This is a genomic window from Amycolatopsis minnesotensis (assembly GCF_039529815.1).
Taxonomy (GTDB): domain Bacteria; phylum Actinomycetota; class Actinomycetes; order Mycobacteriales; family Pseudonocardiaceae; genus Amycolatopsis; species Amycolatopsis minnesotensis.
This window is the reverse complement of record NZ_BAAANN010000005.1, coordinates 303292-322720: the sequence shown is the minus strand read 5'-3', so window position 1 is coordinate 322720 and position 19429 is coordinate 303292. Positions and strand designations below refer to the sequence as shown.

10 protein-coding genes are annotated in these 19429 nt (G+C 71.0%); 2 read left to right on the top strand and 8 right to left on the bottom strand.

Annotated features, from left to right (window positions below):
• Nucleotides 1–232 precede the first annotated feature (232 nt).
• On the top strand, nucleotides 233–1468 hold the full coding sequence (locus tag ABD256_RS08825) for an MFS transporter (protein WP_344415485.1): 1236 nt from the start codon (nucleotides 233–235) through the stop codon (nucleotides 1466–1468).
• On the opposite strand, the gene ABD256_RS08820 is transcribed toward ABD256_RS08825, so the two are convergent.
• The 3 genes from ABD256_RS08820 to ABD256_RS08810 are packed head-to-tail and all read right to left on the bottom strand — an operon-like array spanning nucleotide 1452 to nucleotide 10578.
• Nucleotides 1452–2327, bottom strand: a complete 876-nt coding sequence (locus tag ABD256_RS08820; protein WP_344415483.1) for an alpha/beta hydrolase — start codon at nucleotides 2325–2327, stop codon at nucleotides 1452–1454. The genes ABD256_RS08825 and ABD256_RS08820 overlap by 17 nt on opposite strands.
• Complete coding sequence (locus tag ABD256_RS08815) at nucleotides 2324–8821, bottom strand: beta-ketoacyl synthase N-terminal-like domain-containing protein (RefSeq protein WP_344415481.1); 6498 nt, start codon at nucleotides 8819–8821, stop codon at nucleotides 2324–2326. The genes ABD256_RS08820 and ABD256_RS08815 overlap by 4 nt, the downstream gene beginning before the upstream one ends.
• Nucleotides 8821–10578 carry a fatty acyl-AMP ligase gene (locus ABD256_RS08810; protein WP_344415479.1) on the bottom strand — a complete coding sequence of 586 codons (1758 nt, stop codon included), beginning with the start codon at nucleotides 10576–10578 and terminating at the stop codon, nucleotides 8821–8823. The genes ABD256_RS08815 and ABD256_RS08810 overlap by 1 nt, the downstream gene beginning before the upstream one ends.
• A gap of 458 nt (nucleotides 10579–11036) precedes the next feature.
• Here ABD256_RS08810 and ABD256_RS08805 point away from each other — a divergent pair, with 458 nt between their 5' ends.
• A complete protein-coding gene (locus tag ABD256_RS08805) occupies nucleotides 11037–12470 on the top strand; it encodes an MFS transporter (RefSeq protein ID WP_344415477.1) in 1434 nt (477 codons plus the stop codon).
• 48 nt (nucleotides 12471–12518) lie between these two features.
• Here ABD256_RS08805 and ABD256_RS08800 read toward each other — a convergent pair whose 3' ends face one another.
• From ABD256_RS08800 to ABD256_RS08780, 5 genes are all read right to left on the bottom strand, one after another.
• Nucleotides 12519–14657 (bottom strand): MMPL family transporter, encoded by a 2139-nt coding sequence (locus ABD256_RS08800; RefSeq protein WP_344415474.1) that lies wholly within the window; start codon nucleotides 14655–14657, stop codon nucleotides 12519–12521.
• Between the two features lie 204 nt (nucleotides 14658–14861).
• Nucleotides 14862–15482, bottom strand: a complete 621-nt coding sequence (locus tag ABD256_RS08795) for a TetR/AcrR family transcriptional regulator (RefSeq protein WP_344415472.1) — start codon at nucleotides 15480–15482, stop codon at nucleotides 14862–14864.
• A gap of 50 nt (nucleotides 15483–15532) precedes the next feature.
• On the bottom strand, nucleotides 15533–17236 hold the full coding sequence (locus ABD256_RS08790) for a flavin monoamine oxidase family protein (protein WP_344415470.1): 1704 nt from the start codon (nucleotides 17234–17236) through the stop codon (nucleotides 15533–15535).
• Entirely contained in the window at nucleotides 17233–18018 is a 786-nt protein-coding gene (locus ABD256_RS08785; RefSeq protein ID WP_344415468.1) for a carbon-nitrogen hydrolase family protein, read from the bottom strand. The genes ABD256_RS08790 and ABD256_RS08785 overlap by 4 nt, the downstream gene beginning before the upstream one ends.
• Nucleotides 18015–19412, bottom strand: a complete 1398-nt coding sequence (locus tag ABD256_RS08780; protein WP_344415548.1) for an amino acid permease — start codon at nucleotides 19410–19412, stop codon at nucleotides 18015–18017. Before ABD256_RS08780 ends, ABD256_RS08785 begins: the two co-directional genes overlap by 4 nt.
• Nucleotides 19413–19429: the final 17 nt, after the last annotated feature.

Here is a 19429-nt window from a genome sequence, read left to right as displayed (position 1 = left end):
AGGTAGAAGTCAATGTCGTCCAAAATGGACTGTCCAAAGATTGTTCAAACAAAACAAAATTCGATGGAAAGCGCAGCCGGAAGCCGGGCCCCTCCCGTCGTCCGAAGCCATCTTCAAACCGCCACCCGACACGACGACCGGACCACCGCGCACGACAACCGCAGGTGAACTGTGAAACGACCCGCCCGCCCGGACCACCCGGAACAAGCAGGATCCGGGTACTCTCCCTGCCATGACAGCGGGGGTACTCACCGAACCGACCGAGCCAGTCACCGGACGCTGGATCGCCGCGCTCTCCACCGCGGTGCTCGGGTTCTGGATCGTGGTGGTGACGCCGATCCAGGTGCTGCTGCCGCTGCAGATCGAGCGGATCGACGCCGGGGGCAAGGAGACCAGCCTTGCCTGGGTGACGGCCGCGGCGGCGGTGGCGTCCATTTTGGCCGCGCCGGTCACCGGGGCGCTGTCGGACCGGACGACCTCGCGGCTCGGCCGCCGCCGTCCGTGGATCATCGGGGGCGCGCTGGTCGCGGCGGTGGCGCTCGCGGTGCAGTCGGCGCAGGCGACCGTGCTGGGGGTGGCGCTGTGCTGGGTGATCGCGCAGGCCGCCCAGAACACGCTCTTCTCGGGGCTCAGCGCGATGGTGCCGGACCGGGTGCCCGTGGCGCAGCGCGGGCTGGTGTCGGCGTTCCTCGGCCTGGCGACGCCGGTGGGGCTCGTGCTCGGCGTGCTGCTCGTGACGCAGGTGGTGTCCGGGCAGACGGCGGGGTACCTGCTGCTGGCCGGGCTGCTGCTGGTGTGCACGGTGCCGTTCGTGCTGAGCACACCGGACGAGCCGCTGCCGGCCGCGGAGGCGGAGCCGTTCGTGCTCAAGCGGTTCCTCGCCGGGTTCAAGATCGACCTCCGCAAGTACCCCGACTTCGGCTGGGCGGCGGTGTCCCGGCTGGCGATCCAGCTCGCGAACTCCATCGCGACGCTGTACCTGCTGTACTTCCTGCGCGACGACGTGAAGCTCGACGACCCGGCAGGCGGCGTCTTCGTGCTGACGATCATCTACACCGCCGGGATCCTGCTCACCAGCGTCGTCGCGGGCAGGCTGTCCGACCGCAGTGGCAAGCGGAAGGTCTTCGTGATCACCTCGTCGTGCGTGATCGCGCTGGCGATGCTGGTGCTCGCGATCGGGCACAACTGGGTCGCGGCGATGGTGGCGGCCGGGATACTCGGGCTGGGCTACGGTGTTTACGCGGCGATCGACAACGCGCTGATCACGCAGGTGCTGCCGGTGGCGAAGGAGCGCGCGAAGGACCTCGGGGTGATCAACATCGCGAACACCGCCTCGCAGGCGTTCGCCCCGCTGGTCGCGGGCGCGGTGATCGCGCTGGTGTCGAGCTACACGGTGCTGTACCTGATCGCGGGCGTGATCGCACTGGCGGGCGCGGTGCTGGTACGGCCGATCAAGGGCGTTCGCTGAGCAGGTTCTTCTCAACGTACGGCCAGAGGTTGTCGACCTGGCGGGCGAAGGTCGTCCAGAAGTGGATGCCGGGACCGAGATCGGTGGTGACGGTGGCGCCCGCCGTGCGCAGCGTGTCCACCAGGTCGTCGGCCATACCGCGGACGAACCGTTCGACGAGTTCCATCCCGGCGACGAACTCCTCGCCGGACACGCGCTTCCCGTTTCCCGCGGCGATGTAGACCTCGGTGCCCGCGAACTTCTCCGCGTGCAGGTGCGGGTCGTTCGCGGCCCAGCTCTCCGCCGCGTACCGGCGAGGGCCCCAGATCCGCCCCGGCCGCATGCCTTCGCGCACGGCGAGCGTGGCGAGCAGCGCGGCGGTGCCCCGCCGCGTGAGGTGGGTGAAGCCGCTCAAGGACGCGGCCGCGCGGAACAGGCCGGGATGCCGCATGGTGTACCGCAGCGCGCCGTACCCGCCCATCGAGAGCCCGGCCGCCATCCGGACGTCGGAGGCGCCGTAATCGGCCTCCAGCAAGGGAAGCAGCTCGCCGAGGTGGAAGGTCTCCCACTTCGGGATGGTGCCTTCGCGGTCGGGCACCCGCCAGTCGGTGTAGAAGCCCATCCGGCCGCCGTCGGGCAGCGCCACGAGCACGTTCGACTTCGCCGCGAGCGAGCGCAGCGCGGTCCGCTCCACCACCGACGAGCGCACGTCCGACGAGCCGTGGAAGAAGTACAGCACCGGGTACTTCTTGGACGGTGCCCACCCGTCCGGGGTGAGCAGCGTGACACCGCATTCGCGCCCGAGCGCGGGGGAGCGCAGCTTCAGCAGCAGCTCGCCGCCGTCACCGGACTTGGTGTCCACAACGGACAGCTCGGTCATCTCCTGCTCCCCGCGCCGACCGGCGCACCCGCCGAGAGCAGCTCGGTGAGCCGTGCGGCGATGTGGTCCACATTGGGCGGGTCCAGCAGCGACAGGTGGTGGCCCGGCACCACGATCACGTCGAGGGCGGGGCACACCGCGTCCCAGCCCCGTGCGGGGTCGGTGCGGTCGAACCGGTGGTCCCGCAGCCCGCCTGGCACCTGGTCGGCCGCGCTGAAGAACACCAGCGGGGCGTCGTAGCGCTCCGGCCGGTAGAACTCGAGCGCTCGCGCGTCCACGAACGAAGTGCGCTGGTGGTGCAGGATCGCCTCGCTGACCTCGCCGTTGACGAGGTTCTCCCCGCGCATCGTGTCGACGAGCAGCTGTGCCTGATCCTCGACGCCGAGCCGGGCGAGCTGGTCGAACGGAAGATCGATCCGCTTGCCGTAACTGGTTTCCAGGAACTCGCCGAACCGTTCCAGCCGCTTCCGCATCAAGTCCACATCGGACAGCCCGGTGTCACCGGTGAGCGGCAGGATCGTGTCCATCATGGCGAGCAGTTCGACCTCTTCGCCCTCGGCGCGCAGTCGCTGCGCCATGTCGAACGCGATGAACCCGCCGAACGACCAGCCCGCCAGCCGGTACGGCCCATGCGGCTGGATCTTCCGCAGCTCCGGCAGGTACCGCTCCACCCGCTCTTCGACCGAGACCACCCCGTCGACGCGGTCGAATCCGTACACCGGGAGCTCCTGGTCGAGGAGCTGGACGAGCTGGCGGTACACCGAGGTGTCGCCGCCGCCGGGGTGGAAGAAGAACAGCGGCCGCTGGTTCCCCTGTGTCCGCAGTGGACGGACAAGGCATCCTTCTGCCTCGTCGTCGCGCAGGTGCACTGCCATCCGTTCGATGGTGGGGTGCTCGAACAGTTCCGAGACGGTCAGCTCGCGGCCGCTGCGCTCGCTCAGCAGCGCGGTGATCGCCTCGGCCTGCTCACGGACACCGCCTTCGGCGTAGAAGTCCGCGGTGACACCGTGCTGCTCGCCGAGCACGTCGGCCCACACGGCGGACACCAGCCGTTCGGCCGCGTCCCTCGGTCCCACGCTGGTCGCCCGCCACTGGTCGCCCGCGTCTTCGAGGCCAAGCTCACCCAGCAGCCACTGTTCGGTCTCCAGCACGTTCGCGCCGCGCAGGAGGAGTGACACCGGCATCGCGCGGTCGAAGTCGTGCTGCACGGCGTTGCGGATGCGCACCGCGAGCAGCGAGTCGACCCCGAGCGCCGGCAGCGGTGCGGTCACGTCGAGCGATTCCGCGGCGTAGCCCAGCACACCGGCGACCCTGGTGCGGAACTGGTCGGACACCGCGTGGTGTGCGTCTACTGTGGACAGCCCGGTCAGCCGTTCGATGAGCGGGCGGTCGTCTCCGGTCTCGACCGGTGCCACGCCTTCGAACAGCGCGCCGAAGAACGGAATGCCGGCGAGGTGCGGGAAGGTCTCCAGCAGCCGGTGATGTGCCAGCCGGACGGCGCCGGTCGTGGGCCTGTTCTCGCTGAGGACCGTGGTGAGCACGTCGAGCCCGTCGGAGGGCCGCATCGGACGCAGCCAGGGAAGGTCGATGTCCGCGACCACACCGACTTCGGCCCAGGCGCCCCAGGCCACCGAGGTCGCGGGCAGGCCGCCCGCGCGCCGGTGCTCGACCAGCGCTTCGAGATAGGCGTTCGCCGTCGAGTACGCGGGCTGGCCGGGCAGGCCGGGTGTCGTTGCCGCCGACGAGAACCCGACCCACCAGTCGAGAGTGTCCTGTTTGGTCGCTTCGTGCAAGCGCCAGCCGCCGTGGACCTTGGGCAGCCAGGTGCGGTGCAGGATATCGGCATCGAGCGCGGAATTGTCGTTGCGATCGGCGAAGACCGCGGCGGCGTGCAGCACCCCGCGCAGCGGCAGCCCGTCCTCGGTGGCGGCCGCGGTGAGCCGCTCGGCCACCTCCGGCTCCGCGAGGTCGCCGAGCACCACTCGCACGTCGCACGGCATCGCGGCGATCGCTTCGCGGGCGCTCGCGCTCGGCGCCGACCGTCCGTTGAGGACGATCCGAGCGGCACCCTTCCCGGCGAGCCAGCTCGCGAGGAAAATGCCGAGCCCGCCGAGCCCGCCCGTGATCAGGTAGGCGCCGTCGTCACGGACGACGGGGACGGAGGCGGACTTCGGCGACGGCGTTGCCCACTGGAGCAGACGGGTGTACCGGCCGTCCCGGCGCAGCGCCACCTCGTCATCGGTTCCGGTGGCGAGCTCGGCGAGCAGGCTCGCCGCGGCCACGTCACCCGGTATCCCCGGTGCCACGTCGATGATCGTGGTCCCCAGTTCGGGGTACACGTAGGCGAACATCCGAACGAGCCCGCGCTGGGCGGCGACCGCGGGGTCGACCGGCTCATCGGCGTGCACGGCGGCGGCTTCGGCGGTCACCACGCAGACCCTGGCGTGCCCGCGCGCCGTTCGCTCGCCCAGGAGGTGGATGGTGTCGGACACCGCGAGCACCGCGCGTTCCGCCGCGGCGATCGCGTCGAGCCCGGTGCCGTTCGCCGGCTGGAGGAAGAGCAGGCTGAGATCGCCGTCGGCCGCGATCACCTCGCGGATCGCCTGCTTGTCGCGGTAGTCGATCGAGGTCACGTCGGCGCCGGTGTCCTTCAGCGGGCCTTCGAGCTCGTGCGCGCCCGCGCTGAGCAGCACGACGCGGCCGCGCGGCCGCTTCCGCGACGGCAGCGGGTCGAGCCGCCACCGCGGTTCGACGAGCCGTTCGGACACCGGTGCGAGCAGCTCTTCCGAGGTCGCCTTATGGAGCGAGATCTCGCCGATTTCGAGCACGACAACGCCGTCGGGGTCGACGAGGTGCAGATCGCCGACATGGCCGCCGTCGGCACCGGTGGTCACCGCGATCCGCACCGAGGCGGCCCGCGCCGGGTCGCCGTAGACGCGGACGGTGCCGAGTGAAACGGGCACGAGAGCCGATGCGCCGGAGTCGTTCTCGTTCAGCGCCAAGGTGAACAGGCGCAGGCACGGGTCGACGAGCGCGGGGTGCAGCCGCAGCTCGTGACCCAGCCCGGCGGGGACCTCCACCTCGGCCACCGCGCGCAGGCCGCGGCCGGTGGCGACGCGGATCGCGCTGATCGTCGCGAACGAGGGCCCGTAGCCGGGGGTTTGCGGCGCGGGATCGGTGCCGCCGCGACGGCGCAGGTCCCGATCATCCACTTCGGACACCGGAGGGGTGATCGCGGTCTCGGCGAGCACGGAGACCTCAGCGGTGGCCAGCAGCCGCCACGGTGCGCCGTCGGCCCTGCCGTGCACGCGGAATTCGCCGGTCTCCGGGACCACCGTGGTGGTCACCGAGGTCGACTCGCCAAGCGGCAGCGCCGCGAGCAGTTCGAGATCGCGGACCAGCACCCGGTCGGCAGGCACCACGAACGCCGTCCTGGCCGCCGCGTTCGCCAGCTCCAGGTAGGCGGACGGGGCGAGCGTCGGCTTGCCGTCCCAGCGGTACTCGGGCAGCCATGGCAGCGCGGCGCGGTCCAGCTCGGCCTGCCACACCAGCTTCGGCTCGTCCGGCAGGTCGATGCCGGTGCCGAGCAGCGGGTGCGGGCGGGTGTCCGAAGTGGACCCGGACGCCGCGGCCGGTGCGGGCTGCGGCAGCCAGTGCCGGACGTGCCGCCACGGCGTCGACGGCACGTCGGTGACCGCTCCGCCACGTGCCACGCGCACGCCACCGGCGAGTTCGAGCGCCGCGAGCTGGGTGTGGAAGTGGGTGGTCTCGTCGCCGGAGTTGCTGCCGCTGGAGAGCACCAGCGTGCCCGACTCGCCGAGGTTCCCGGTCAGCGCGTGCCGCAGCACCGGATGCGGGGAGATCTCGACGAACGTGTCGTAGCCGTCTTCGGCGGCGGCCGACACGGCGCCGGAGAACCGGACCGGGCGCCGCAGGTTGGCCGCCCAGTACCCGGGGTCGAACGCGGGCACGCCACGCGGGTCGGCGTCGGCGGTGCTGTAGAAGTCCAGCGCCGGCTCGTCCGCGCGGATGCCGATCAGGCCGTCCACGAGCGTGCCGGTGACGCGGTCGACGATGGGGGAGTGCGCGGCGACGTCCAGCTTGACCAGCTTGGCGAGCAGCCCTCGTGAGTCCACATCGGACACGATGCGGCGCACCTCGTCCGCGCTGCCCGCGATCACCGTCTCCTTCGGCGCGGACAGCACCGCGACGTCCACATCGGACAGACCGTCGACGAGTTCGCCCGCTTCTTCGGCGCCGAGTTCGAGCAGCGCCATCGCGCCGTCGCCGGCGAGCGAGGCGAGCAGGCGCGAGCGCAGTGACACGATCTTCGCGCCGTCCGCTTCGGAGATCGCGCCCGCGACGACCGCCGCGGAGACCTCGCCGAAGGAGTGCCCGATCACCGCGCCAGGCCGCACGCCGTTCGCGGCCCACAGCTCGGTGAGCGCGAGCTGGATGCCGAACAGCAACGGCTGGACGTGGTCCATGGTGCGCGCGTCGACACCGCCGAGCAGATCGGCCTTGAGCGAGTAGCCGCTTTCGGCGGCCAGCACCGGGTCGAGCCGGTCGATCGCGGCGGCGAACACCGGCTCTTCGGCGTAGAGCCGCTTGCCCATGCCCGCCCACTGCGAACCGTGCCCTGAGAACACGAACACCGGCAGCTTGCTCGCCTGGCGGGGCTTTCCGGTGACCACGCCGGGGGCGTTCGCGCCCGCGGCGAGCGCGCGCAGCCCGGTGATCAAGTCCTCGCGCCCCTCCGCGACGACTGCGGCTCGGTGCCGTCCGCCGAGCCGTCGCGCCAGTGTGTGCTCGACATCGGTGAGCGGGGTGCCGGTGCCCTTGAGCCATGCGGCGAGTTCGGCCGCGGAGTCGGCGATCCGGTCCGCGGACGGCGCGCCGAGCAGGAACCTGCCGCGCGTTTCGCGGCTGGGCGCCGGCGGTACGGCGCCGGGGGCTTGTTCGAGCACGACGTGGGCGTTCGTGCCACCGAAGCCGAAACCGGACACGCCCGCGACGGCGGTGCCGTCCGGCCACGGCCGCGCACTGTCCACAACGGACAGCTTGAGCGCGTCGAAGTCGATGTGCGGGTTGGGGCCCGCGTAGTTGAGGCTCGCCGGGATGGTCCCGTGGTGCAGTGCCAGCACGGTCTTGATCAGCCCGGCGACCCCCGCCGCGGCTTCGAGGTGCCCGAGGTTGCTCTTGACCGAGCCGAGCAGCAGCGGTTCGTCCCTGCCCTCGCCGAGCACCGCGCCGAGCGCGCGCGCCTCGATCGGGTCGCCGAGCAGCGTGCCGGTCCCGTGCGCTTCGACGTAGGCGACGTCGGCCGGTGCGATGCCGGCCTGGCGGCAGGCGGTGCGGAGCAGGTTTTCCTGCGCCTCGGGGTTCGGCGCGGTGAGGCCGTTCGACCTGCCGTCGGAGTTGGCCGCGGTGCCGCGGACCACGGCGAGCACGCGGTCACCCGCCTCGACGGCGTCCGAAAGGCGCTTGAGCACGACCATCCCGGCGCCCTCGGCGCGGGCGATCCCGTCGGCGTCGTGCGAGAAGGGCTTGCACCGGCCGTCGGCGGAGCTGATCCCCATCTCGTCGAACGAGGTGGTGACGCCGGGGCCGAGCAGCAGGTTCGCGCCGCCGACGAGCGCGGCACCGGTTTCGCCGGAGCGCAGGCTCTGCACGGCGAGGTGCACCGCGGTCAGCGAGGACGAGCACGCGCTGTCCACCGCGACGCTCGGGCCGCGCAGATCGAGCACGTAGGACAGCCGGTTCGCCGCGATCGAAAGCGCGCCACCGGTACCGGTCCAGGCGTCCACTTCGGACAGATCGCCGAGTGCGCGCGCGGCGTACTCGGTCCCGCTGATGCCGACGAACACGCCGGTTTCGGTGCCGCGGAGGGACTCCGGCGCGATTCCGGCGTGTTCGAGCGCCTCCCAGGCGACTTCGAGCACCATCCGCTGCTGCGGGTCCATCCTGGCCGCTTCGTGCGGCGTGATGCCGAAGAACTCGGCGTCGAACCCCGCGACGTCGTCCAGGAAACCGCCCCAGCGCGTGGTGCCGACCGCTTCGGCCACGGCCTCGTCGTGCTCCCACCGACCGGCGGGGACCTCGGAGGTCGCGGCGCGGGCTTCGGTCAGCAGCCGCCAGAAGCCGTCCGCGCCGTGCACGCCGCCGGGAAGGCGGCAGCCGACGCCGACGACCGCGATCGGCTCGCCGACCGAGGCGGGACGCGCGGGAGCGCTGTCGTCGCGCGCCGATCCGGTGAGCGCCGATCCGGTGAGCGCGGCCGCGAGCCGGTCGATCGTGGGGTGCTCCCACAGCAGCGTCGTCGGCATCGGGCGGTCGAGCAGTTCCTCGAGCGCGCCGGAAAGCTGGACGGCGTCACGGGAGGACAGGCCGTACTCGTCCAGCGGCAGTCCGGGGTCGATCTCGTCCTCGTCGAGCTCGCAGACCTCGGCGACCTGTTCGATCAGCCAGGACCGCAGCTCACGCGCGGTGGTCATCAGCGCTCGTCCGCCTTCTCCCAGTGCCGTGCTTTCGTGGCCGCGCGGGCGACCTTCCCGCTCGAAGTCCGCTGGACCGCGCCGGGCGGCAGGACGAGCACATCGCGCAGCTTGACGTCGTGCGCCGCGGAGACCGCGCGCCGGACCGCCCTCGCGACCTCCTTCTCGTCGAAGCCCTCCGGTGCCGCCTTGCGGTTGAACTCGGCCACCACCGCGGCGCCTTCGCGGCCGTCCTCGGTGGTCACCGCGAAGGCGGCCACGTGGTCGCGCCGGATCACCGGGTGCGCCGCCTCCACGGTCGCCTCGATGTCCTGCGGGTAGTGGTTCTTGCCGTCGATGATGATCAGGTCCTTGATCCGGCCGGTGATGTAGAGCAGGCCGTCGTGGAAGAGCCCGAGGTCACCGGTGCGCAGCCAGCCCTCGCCCGGGATGCCCGCCGCGCCGTCGATCCGGCCGCCGAAGGTCTCCGCGGACCGTTCCGGCTGCTCCCAGTAACCGCTGGCGACGTTGGGGCCGTGGACCCAGATCTCCCCGACGTCACCGTCGGTGCGCAGGGTGCCGTTCGCGGGGTCCACGATGCGGACCAGCTGGCCGTGCGGGCGCCCGGCGGCGACGAGGTCGATCGAGCCCTCGGTGCCGCGCGCGACGATCACCCCGCGGTGCTCACCGAGCGCTAGCCGGTCGAACGCGGTCACCGTCGGGCCCTCTTCGCGCGTGTTCGTGACGAATACCGTCGCTTCCGCGAGCCCGTAGGACGGGCGGTGCGAGGTCGCCGGGAATCCGTGCGGTCCGAACGCTTCCTGGAACGCGGCGATCGTGCTCGCGCGCACCGGCTCGCTGCCGTTGATGACGGCCCTGACATCGGAAAGGTCCAATGCGGCCCGGTCGCTTTCGGACACCTTCCGCGTCGCGTATTCGAATGCGAAGTTCGGTGCCGCGGCGAACACCTTCGGGAAGTCGGAAAGCTGCCGCAGCCAGCGCACCGGCCGCATGATGAAGTTGAACGGCGTGATGAAGACCGACCGCGCGCCGGTGGCCACCGGTACGCACAGGAGCTGGACGAGTCCCATGTCGTGGAAGAACGGGATCCAGCCCGCGCAGGTCCAGGTGTCGTCGACGCCGAACGCGACGGCCGCCTGGTTGCTGTTCTCCGCGACCGCGCGATGGGTGATCACCGCTCCCGCGGGCGCACGTGTGGAACCCGAGGTGTACTGCAGGTAGGCGGGCGCGTCGAGGGACAGCGCTGGCGGGGTGTAGCCGGCCCCCGCGGGGTCCAGCTTGTCGACCGCGAGGATCTGCTTCGGCATCGGGACCGGGTTTTCCTCGGCGAGCGAGCGCACCGCGGGGAGCGCTTCCGACGAGGTCAGCCACACCTCGGGGGCGCAGTCAGCGAGCGCGCCGACGAGGCGTCCGCCGTGCTGGCTCACCTCGGGGGCGAACAGCGGCACGGCGATCGTGCCCGCGTGCAGCGCGCCGAGGAAAGCCGTGACGTAGCTGAGGTCCTGCGGGGCGAGGATGGCGACCCGCTGTCCCGGCGAGGTGATCTTGGACAGCTCCGCGGCGACGGCGCGCACCTGCTCGGCCAGCTCCGCCCAGCTGAGGGTCACTTCGGTGCCCTCGCGATCGGCGGCGTAGTCGCGGAAGGTGAACGCGGGCGCGGACGAACCGGCGCGGTCGACCAGCAGATCGGTCAACGGCCGCACCAGGTTCTTCAGGCCGTCCGTCGGTTCGGGGTACCGGCGCTCAGCCTCGGGCATGTGCACTCTCCTGCAGGTGAAAGTGTTTGTGTGGCAGCCTCACGCGCCGAAATGGGCTTCAGTGCCTTTCGCGGCGCGTATCTGCGGAAATCCGCCGTTCCGGCGTGGAAATTCGCTATGCGAAATACGCCAAGGGCACCGGCCGCGGGGGATCGGCCTGCCCTGGCGAATTCACGCTATTGGCTGATGTGCCTGCAAGACCGTAGCGATGTATGCATCAGGTTGCAAGTTGGTCACGCAACAACGCTCGAACGAGTGATAATCCTCCCAAGGTCCACGGTTACCCTCCGCTACCGTTTTGGCCAGACCTGAAGAAAATTCGTTTCTAGTGGGTGAAGTGCCGGGGGCGGGCGTGGCGGGCTCGCGACCACCCGTCATGCTGTGCCCTTCGAAATGCTGTGCCCTTCGAAACGGTCCAGCACACACGATCCGTGCGCGACCCGGGAGGAGATGCCCAGGTGACGGCCTCAAGTATGCGCGGGGGAGCACTGCGTCCCACGACGGCGAAGCGGGCGGGCAGGCCATGGCTCACCCTCGTGGGTGGCGTGCTCGGCGGGGCGATGGTCGGTCTGGACGGCACCGCGATCACGATCGCCGCGCCGTTCATCTCGTCGTCGGTCAACGCCACCCTCGGCGACCTCGAACTCATCGCCAACGCCTACCTGGTCGCGCTCGCGATCGGGCTGCTGCCCGCGGGCAAGCTGGCCGACCGCATCGGCCGCCGCCGCACGTTCGTCATCGGCGTCGCCGTGTTCGGGCTCGCGTCGCTCGGCGTCGCGCTGTCCAGTGGCGTCTTCGCACTGGTCGCGTTCCGCGTGCTGCAGGGCTTCGCGGGGGCGCTGCTGCAACCCGCCGCGCTGGCCATGCTGCGCAACGCCTTCCCCGCCGACAAGCTCGGCCTGCCGCTGGGCATCTGGGGCGGCGCCAACGCGCTGGCCATCGGGCTCGGCCCGGTGATCGCCGGGCTCATCGTGCAGGGGTTCGGCTGGCAGGCCGTGTTCCTGCTGAACGTCCCGGTCGCGGTGCTCACGGTCGCGATCGCGTTCTTCGCGGTCGCGGAGTCCAAGGGGGACGCGACGGGCCACGGCGGGCTGCGGAAGCTGCTGCGCGACCGATCCGTCACGCTGGGCGCGACGCTGGTCGGGGTGAGCTCGTTCGGCGTGTTCGCGCTGCTGTTCCTGCTCACGCTGTACCTGCAGAACACGCGGGGGATGAGCCCCGTCGCGGCCGGCGCCTGGATGCTCGCGCCCACCTGCGTCGTCGTGGTGTCCGCGCCGATCGGCGGGATACTGGCGCAGCGGTTCGGGCCGCGCTGGCCGGTCACCGCGGGTCTCGTGCTCGTCGCCGCCGGGCTGGTGGGGCTGACCACCCTCGACCGCGGCTCGGAGTTCAGCGATCTGCTCGTGCCCGGCCTGCTCGCGGGGTTCGGCACCGGCCTGTGCGTGATCGCCGCGACCGAGGCGATCATGGGCGGCACGCCGGACGAACTCAGCGGTATCGCCTCGGGGCTGCAGCAGGTCGCGTCCCAGGTGGGTGGCGTGCTGGGGATCGTGACCGTCGGCGGTGTCATGTCGTGGCGCGTCTCGGACGCGCTGGGGCGGCACACCGCTGAAGCGGGCCTGCCGGACCCGGTGGCCGCGACCGTGCGCGCCGGGACCGACGCCGTCACGCAGGGCAAGGTGCCCGACGGGTTCGAGCCGGGCACCGTCGGAGCCAGGCTCGCGAACGCGGTGTCCGCGGTCGCGAAGCTCAGCTTCGTCGATGCGATGGGCGTGGCGTTCCTGGTCGTCGCCGCGCTGAGCCTGCTGGGCGCGATCGCCGGTGTGCTGCTCCCGAAGACGCCCGCGCCGGAGCCCGTCGAAGAGGCTCCGGAACCCGCGCTCACGCCCTGAAGGTGATCTTCGGAGACGTGTAGCTGCCCCCGAAGGTCATCTGCGCGGTCATCGCCCGGTAGGGCGGGGGTGGCGCGCGAGCTTTCCCGGCCACCAGATGACCCTGCCGAAGTCGACGGCGAGCGCGGGCACCAGCAGCGAGCGGACCAGGAAGGTGTCCAGCAGGACGCCGAAGGCGACCAGGAACGCGACCTGCGCGAGGAACAGCACGGGGATCACCGAGAGCGCGGCGAAGGTGGCGGCCAGCACGACCCCGGCCGAGGTGATGACGCCGCCGGTGACGCCGAGTGCGTTCAGGGTGCCGGTCTCGGTGCCGAACCGCGCCGCCTCTTCGCGGGCGCGGGTCATCAGGAAGATGTTGTAGTCGATCCCGAGCGCCACCAGGAACACGAAGGCGTACAACGGGATCGCCGGGTCCGCGCCGGGGAAGTCGAACAGGTCGTTGAACACCAGCGCGCCGACGCCGAGCGTGGCGCCGAACGACAGCACCACGGTCGCGATCAGCAGCAGCGGCGCGAGCAGGGATCTCAGCAGCAGCGCGAGCACGGCGAAGATCACCACGAGCACGATCGGGATGATCAGGTCCCGGTCGTGGGTCGCGGCGGCGATCATGTCGCTCTGCTGCGCGCTCTGCCCGCCGACCTTCGCGCCGGCGCCCGGGATACCGTGCACGGCGTCGCGCAGCTTGCCGACCACGGTGACCGCGGACGGCGAGTCGGCGGGATCGCGCAGCGTGGCGCCCATTTCGACGAGCCCGTCCACGATCTTGGGCCCGGCGGCGGGGTTCTGGGGGTCGGCGGGGGACACCTGGACGTCGACCACCCCGTCGATGCCCTTCGCGGCGGCCAGCACCTGCTGCGCCGAAGTCGCGTTCGCGGTGATGATCGCGGGACTGCCGGTGCCGCCGGGGAAGTGCGCGCTGAGCACGTTCTGCCCGGTGACGGCCTCGACCTCGTCGAGGAACAGCGCCTGCTGGGAGGTGCCGCTCGCCTTCAGCGCGGGGACGAACAGGACACCGGCGACGAGGGCGAGGGTGGTCAGTGCCCACGTCCAGCGCGGCCGCTTGCGCACGAGCTTGGCGATCGCGTCGAAGATGCCGTGCGAGGTCCTGCGGTGCTTGCGGGGCACCGGGTCGCCCGGCCAGAACGCGGCGCGCCCCACGAGCGCGAGCACCGCGGGCAGGAAGGTCAGCGACGCCAGCAGCGCGCCGAGGATGCCGAGCGACGCGATCGGGCCGAGGCTGCGGTTCGACGTCAGCTCGCTGGCCAGCATGCACAGCATGCCCAGGATGACGGTGCCGCCGGACGCGCCGATCGGTTCGAGCGAGGCACGCCACGCGATCTTGATCGCCTCCCGCGCCGACGGGGTTCTGAGCAGCTCTTCGCGATATCTCGCCACCAGCAGCAGCGCGTAGTCGGTCGCCGCGCCGAACACCAGGATCAGCAGGATGCCCTGCGACTGCCCGTTCAGCGTCAGCACCCCGGCATGGGCCAGCAGGTAGATCACCGCCGACGACGAGGTCAGCGCGAGCCCCGCCGAGATGAGCACGAAGATCGGCAGCAGCGGGCTGCGGTACACGATCACCAGGATCACCGCGACGATCGACGCCGTGATGATCAGCAGCGCGCCGTCGATCCCGCCGAACACCTCGGCGAAGTCGGCGTTGTACCCGCCGGGCCCGGTGGCCAGCGCACTCAGCCCGGGAGGCAGCCCCGCCTTCGCCTGCGCGCGGATGTCCTTGACCACGGCGCCCGCCTTGTACGGGTCGTCGCCCTTCACCGGCAGGATCACCTGCGCGGCCTTGCCGTCCGCCGACGGGATCGGCGGTGGCACGGCGCCGTCCAGCCCCGGGCCCTTCGCCAGTTCCGCGGTCTTCGCCTTGATCGCCTCGGAGTCGGCGGGGGTCAGCCCGCTCTGCCGGTCGAAGACCACCACGGTCACCAGCAGCCGGTTCTGCGCGAACCGCTCCTGCAGGTGCTGGACCTCCGTCGACTCGGCGCTCGCCGGCAGGAACGAGCCGGGATCGTTGCTCTGGACCTCGCTGAGCTTGCCGAGGAACGGGGCGCTCACCGCGCCGATCGCCAGCCACAGCACGATCAGCAGCGCAGGCAGCAGCCATCGCGCCCGCCGCGGACGCTGGTCGTCCGACGGCAGCACGAGCTCACCCGTGAAGCTCCCGCTCTGCATGAGGTCATTTGTATCTCGCCTACCTACGTCCGTCCCCACCCGCCCACCTACCCCGAGTGCCGCGGGGTCCGGGCCGGAGGTCCGGCCACTCCCACCCCGGCCGGGCACCGGGCGATCCGGTGCGCCCCGCGACCGACCGGCGGGTCGAGCCGGGAGCCGCGCCCTGGCAGCGCAAGGTTGTCGCCCGATAGACAACCGAGAGAACTACGGCGTTTGGACCGCCGGGAAGATGTCGCGGACCAGGGTGAGCAGGGAGTGGCTCAGCAGGGTGTGCACCTGTTCGCGGTTGAGCGCGCCCCGCACGAGCCACTCGCGGCTCGCCGCCTTCACCATCCCGCCGAACGCGCGGACCAGCGCGTTCAGCTCGTTGCCGTGCTCGCTGTCCCTGGACAGCCCGACCGCTTCGAGCACCCTGTCCGCCGATTCGCGGTCGGCCTCCTCGAGGATCTGCTCCACCTCGAGGTCGCGCCCGATGCCCTCCGGCGCGATCGCGGCGAGCCACATCTTCTCCTGGCTGGTCACCATGTCGAGGAACCAGCTGATGGCGGCGTCCGCGCGCTCGTCGAGCGGCCCGTCGGGCAGGATCTCGATCGCCACCCTCGGCACCGTCAGCGCACGGCGGATGACCGCGAGGTAGAGCGAACGCTTGGTGCCGAAGTAGTGGTTTATCAGGCCCCTCGCCACCCCCGCGGCGGCTGCGATGTCCGAAGTGGACACTTCGGTGTACGGTCGCTCAGCGAAGAGCCGGACCGCGCAGGCGAAGATCTGTTCTCTGCGCTCGTCCGGCTCCAGCCGACGCCATTTCGGCGCGGGATCTGAGTTCATGGCCACTATTTTCTCATGCGGGGCCACCCGCGTGGGGTAGATCGATCGGCTCAGCGGTCACCGAGCACGATCGGCGCCAGTTCGGCGAAGCGGTCGCCAGGGCCGGGATTCGCCGGATCGGTGGCACCGCCGAACTGGTGCATCACGCCCCATACGGCGTTGAGCGCGGTCTGGACCGCGCCTTCCGCCCAGCCCGCGGTCCACGACACGTCGTCACCGGCGAGGAAGAGCCCGCGGTGCTCGGCGGCGAGGCGGTCCTGCATGAAATGGCTGAACAGGCGTTCCTGGTAGCGGTAGTGACCGGGCAGGTTCGCCTTGAACGCGCCCATGAAATGCGGTTCGGCCTCCCACGACACGGTCACCGGGTCGCCGATGACGTGGCGGCGGACATCGACGCCGGGGTAGATCTCGCGCAGGGACTGCAGCATCACCTCGACGCGTTCGGAGACGCTCAGCGGCAGCCACTTCAGCGCGTCGTCGGCCCAGGTGTAGGACAGGCAGATCACCGCTGGCGAGTCCGGCCCGCTTTCCAGCAGGTAGGTGCCCCGCGTCATCCGGTCGGTGAGCGTCATGCTCATCTTCTCGCGCCCGGTCGCCGGGTCGACGTCCCGCCAGAACGGCCGGTCGACCGGCACGAACACCTTCGACGACTCCATGTAGTGCGTGCGCTCGATCGCGGTCCAGTGGTCGATCGGGAAGAGCGATTCGTCGCATTCGATCTTCGACAGCAGCAGCCAGCTCTGCGCGGTGCACACCGCGGCGGGGTAGGTGCGGATGCGGCCATCGGCGTCGGTGACGGTGATGTTGTTCGGCGCGGTCCGGTGCAGCCGCGTCACGCCCGGCCTCGGCGCGCCGCCGTGCAGGGTCTTCAGGCTCGTGCCCGCCGGCCAGTGCACCATCTTGGCGGGCACCCGCTCCCAGAGCCGCCTCGGCAGCTGGTCGCTCCCGCCGACGATGGACCGGTGCTCGTCGTCGGCGCCGGTATAGACCACTCGCAGGATCTCCAGTATCGAGTTCGGGAAGTCGGTGTCCCAGCCACCCGTGCCGAAGCCGACCTGGCCGAAGATCTCCCGGTGCGAGAACGACGAGAACGCGGGCGAATCGCACAGGAACCCGTAGAACGTCTGGTTGTCGAGCCCGCGCACCAGGTCGTTCCAGATCCGCTTCATCGTGCCGACGTCGCGCGCCTTGATCGCGGCCCGCATCCCGGCGAACTCGGCGTGCTCGTCGAGGGTGCGCTGCCAGGCGCGCGAGACCTCGGCGAACACCGGGGGCAGATCGGCGGGCGTCCGCGCGTAGTGGCTCCTGCCCTTCAGGTCCACCACCGTGCTCGGGGTGCCGGGGGCCAGCGGGTTCGGGAACGGCGTGGTGTGCAGGCCTACTTTGTCGATGTAGTGGAACAGCGCGGTCGACGACGGCGGGAACCGCATGGCGCCCATCTCGGCGACCACGTCGTCGGGGCAGCCGTCGAACCGCACGGTGCGCAGCCTGCCGCCGAGCGCGTCGGCCTCGTACACCACCGGCCGCAGGCCCATCTTCATCAGCTCGTAGGCGGTGACGATCCCGGAGAGGCCACCGCCGATCACGGCGACCTCGGTGCCGTGGTACTGCGGCGGCACCGAGCCGATTCCGGCGGGATGGCCGAGGAAGTCGTCGTAGCCGAACGGGAAGTCGGGGCCCGCCATGGTGATCGGGCGCCCGTCGCCGTCTGCTGGCTGCTCGGGGTGGATCGCGGTCGGGACTGCGGAAGTCATCGCTGGTGTGCTCCGTGGTACAGCTCGGGACGTCGGTCGGTCAGGTGGGTGTTCTCGGCACGGGACACCCGCAGGGCCGCACCGTCCACAGTGGCCAGAACGAGTTCGGGGGCGTCTCCTGCCTTCGCCAGTACCGAACCGGTCGGCGCGACGACGCTGCTGCGGCCGCAGTAGTCGAGTTCGCCTTCGATGTCGCACCGGTTGGCGTAGGCGACGAAGAGCTGGCTTTCGTAGGCGCGGGTGGGCACCAGCGCGTCGGCGACCAGCTCGTAGGGCCGCATCAGCGCGGTCGGCACGACGAGGAGTTCGGTGCCGGTGAGCGCGTGCGCGCGGACCAGTTCCGGGAATTCGACGTCGTAGCAGATCACCACGCCCACTACGACACCGTCGACCTCGGCGCGCACCACGGCCTCCTCACCTGGTGAGAAGGCGGTCTTGTCGATAGCGCCGAAGAGGTGCGTCTTCCGGTAGTTCGCGAGCCGGTCACCGTTCGCGTCGACGAGCATGGCGCTGTTGTAGACGGTCTCGCCATCGCGTTCGGGGTAGCCGTAGACGATCGCGACACCCGCGTCGGCCGCGAACCCGGCGATCCGGCGCGCGGCCGGACCGTCCGCCGGCTCGGCGACCTCGGCCGTGCGCGCCCCGATGTGGTATCCGGTGGTGATCATCTCCGGGCACACCAGCAGCGACGCCCCCGCCGCGGCGGCGCGCTCGGCGACGGTGCCGAGCTCGCCGAGCACGTCACCCGTGCCCGCGGGTCCCTGGTAGACCGCGACGATCATGCCGCCTCCCGCGTCGCGAGCCGGGATCGCCTTACCCCGTAGCAGAAGTAGAGCACCAGCCCGGCCGCCATCCAGCAGCCGAACACGATCCAGGTCGCGACGTCGAGGCTGAACATCAGGTACCCGCAGCAGAGCACCCCCAGCACGGGCGTGACCGGGGAGAGCGGCGCGCGGAACGTCCTCGGCAGGTCGGGGTGGCGACGGCGGAGCAGGAGCACCGCGATGTTGACCAGCCCGAAGGCGAACAGGGTGCCGATGCTCGTCGCGTCGGCGAGCTTGCCGAGCGGGACGAACGCGGCGAGCAGGCCGACGAACAGCGACACGACGACCGTGTTCACCCTCGGCGTGCCGCTCTTGGGATCTACTTTGGACAGTGCTTTCGGGACGAGCCCGTCGCGGGACATCGCGAACAGGATGCGGGTCTGGCCGTAGAGCACGGTGAGCACCACGCTGGAGATCGCCACGATGGCGCCGACCGCGAGCAGCGCCGCCCACAGCTTGTTGTCCACGATGGTGGTCAGCACGTGCGAGAGCGCCGCCTGCTCGCCGTCGAACTGCTGCCACGGCAGCGCACCCACCGCGGCGAGTGCGACGAGGCAGTACAGCACGGTGACGATGCCGAGCGAGAGCAGGATCGCGCGCGGCAGGTCGCGCTGCGGGTTGCGCGCCTCTTCGCCCGCGGTCGACGCGGCGTCGAAGCCGATGTAGGAGAAGAAGAGCTTGGCCCCGCCCGCGCTCAGCCCGGCGAGGCCCATCGGCAGGAACGGGCTGAAGTTCCCGGCGCGCACCGCGGTGAACGCGACCGCGCAGAACAGCACGAGCGTCACGACCTTCACGAGCACCATCACGGTGTTCGCGGTCGCGCTCTCCTTCGCCCCGGCGAGCAGCAGGAACATCGCCAGCACCACGACCGCGATCGCGGGCAGGTTCACGATCCCGCCGTCACCGGGCGGCTGGCTCAGCGCGTCGGGGATCGCGACGCCGAAGGCGAGCTGGAGCAGTTCGTTGAGATACTGGCCCCAGCCGACCGCGACGGAGGCGACGGAGACGCCGTATTCGAGCACCAGGCACCAGCCGCACACCCAGGCGACCAGCTCGCCGAGCGTGGCGTAGGCGTAGGAGTAGGAGGAACCGGACAGCGGGATCATGCCTGCCAGCTCCGCGTAGGACAGCGCGGAGAACAGGGCCGTGATCCCGGCGAGCACGAACGAGAGCACCACGGCAGGCCCGGCGACCGGGACGGCTTCACCCAGGATGACGAAGATGCCGCTGCCGAGTGTCGCGCCGATGCTGAGCGTGGTCAGCTGGGTCAGGCCGAGCGTCCGGCGCAGGGTGCCGCCCTGGCCGACACCGCCCTCGTCGACGAAGGCCTCCACCGGTTTGCGCCGCAGCATGCTCGCCGCGAAACCGG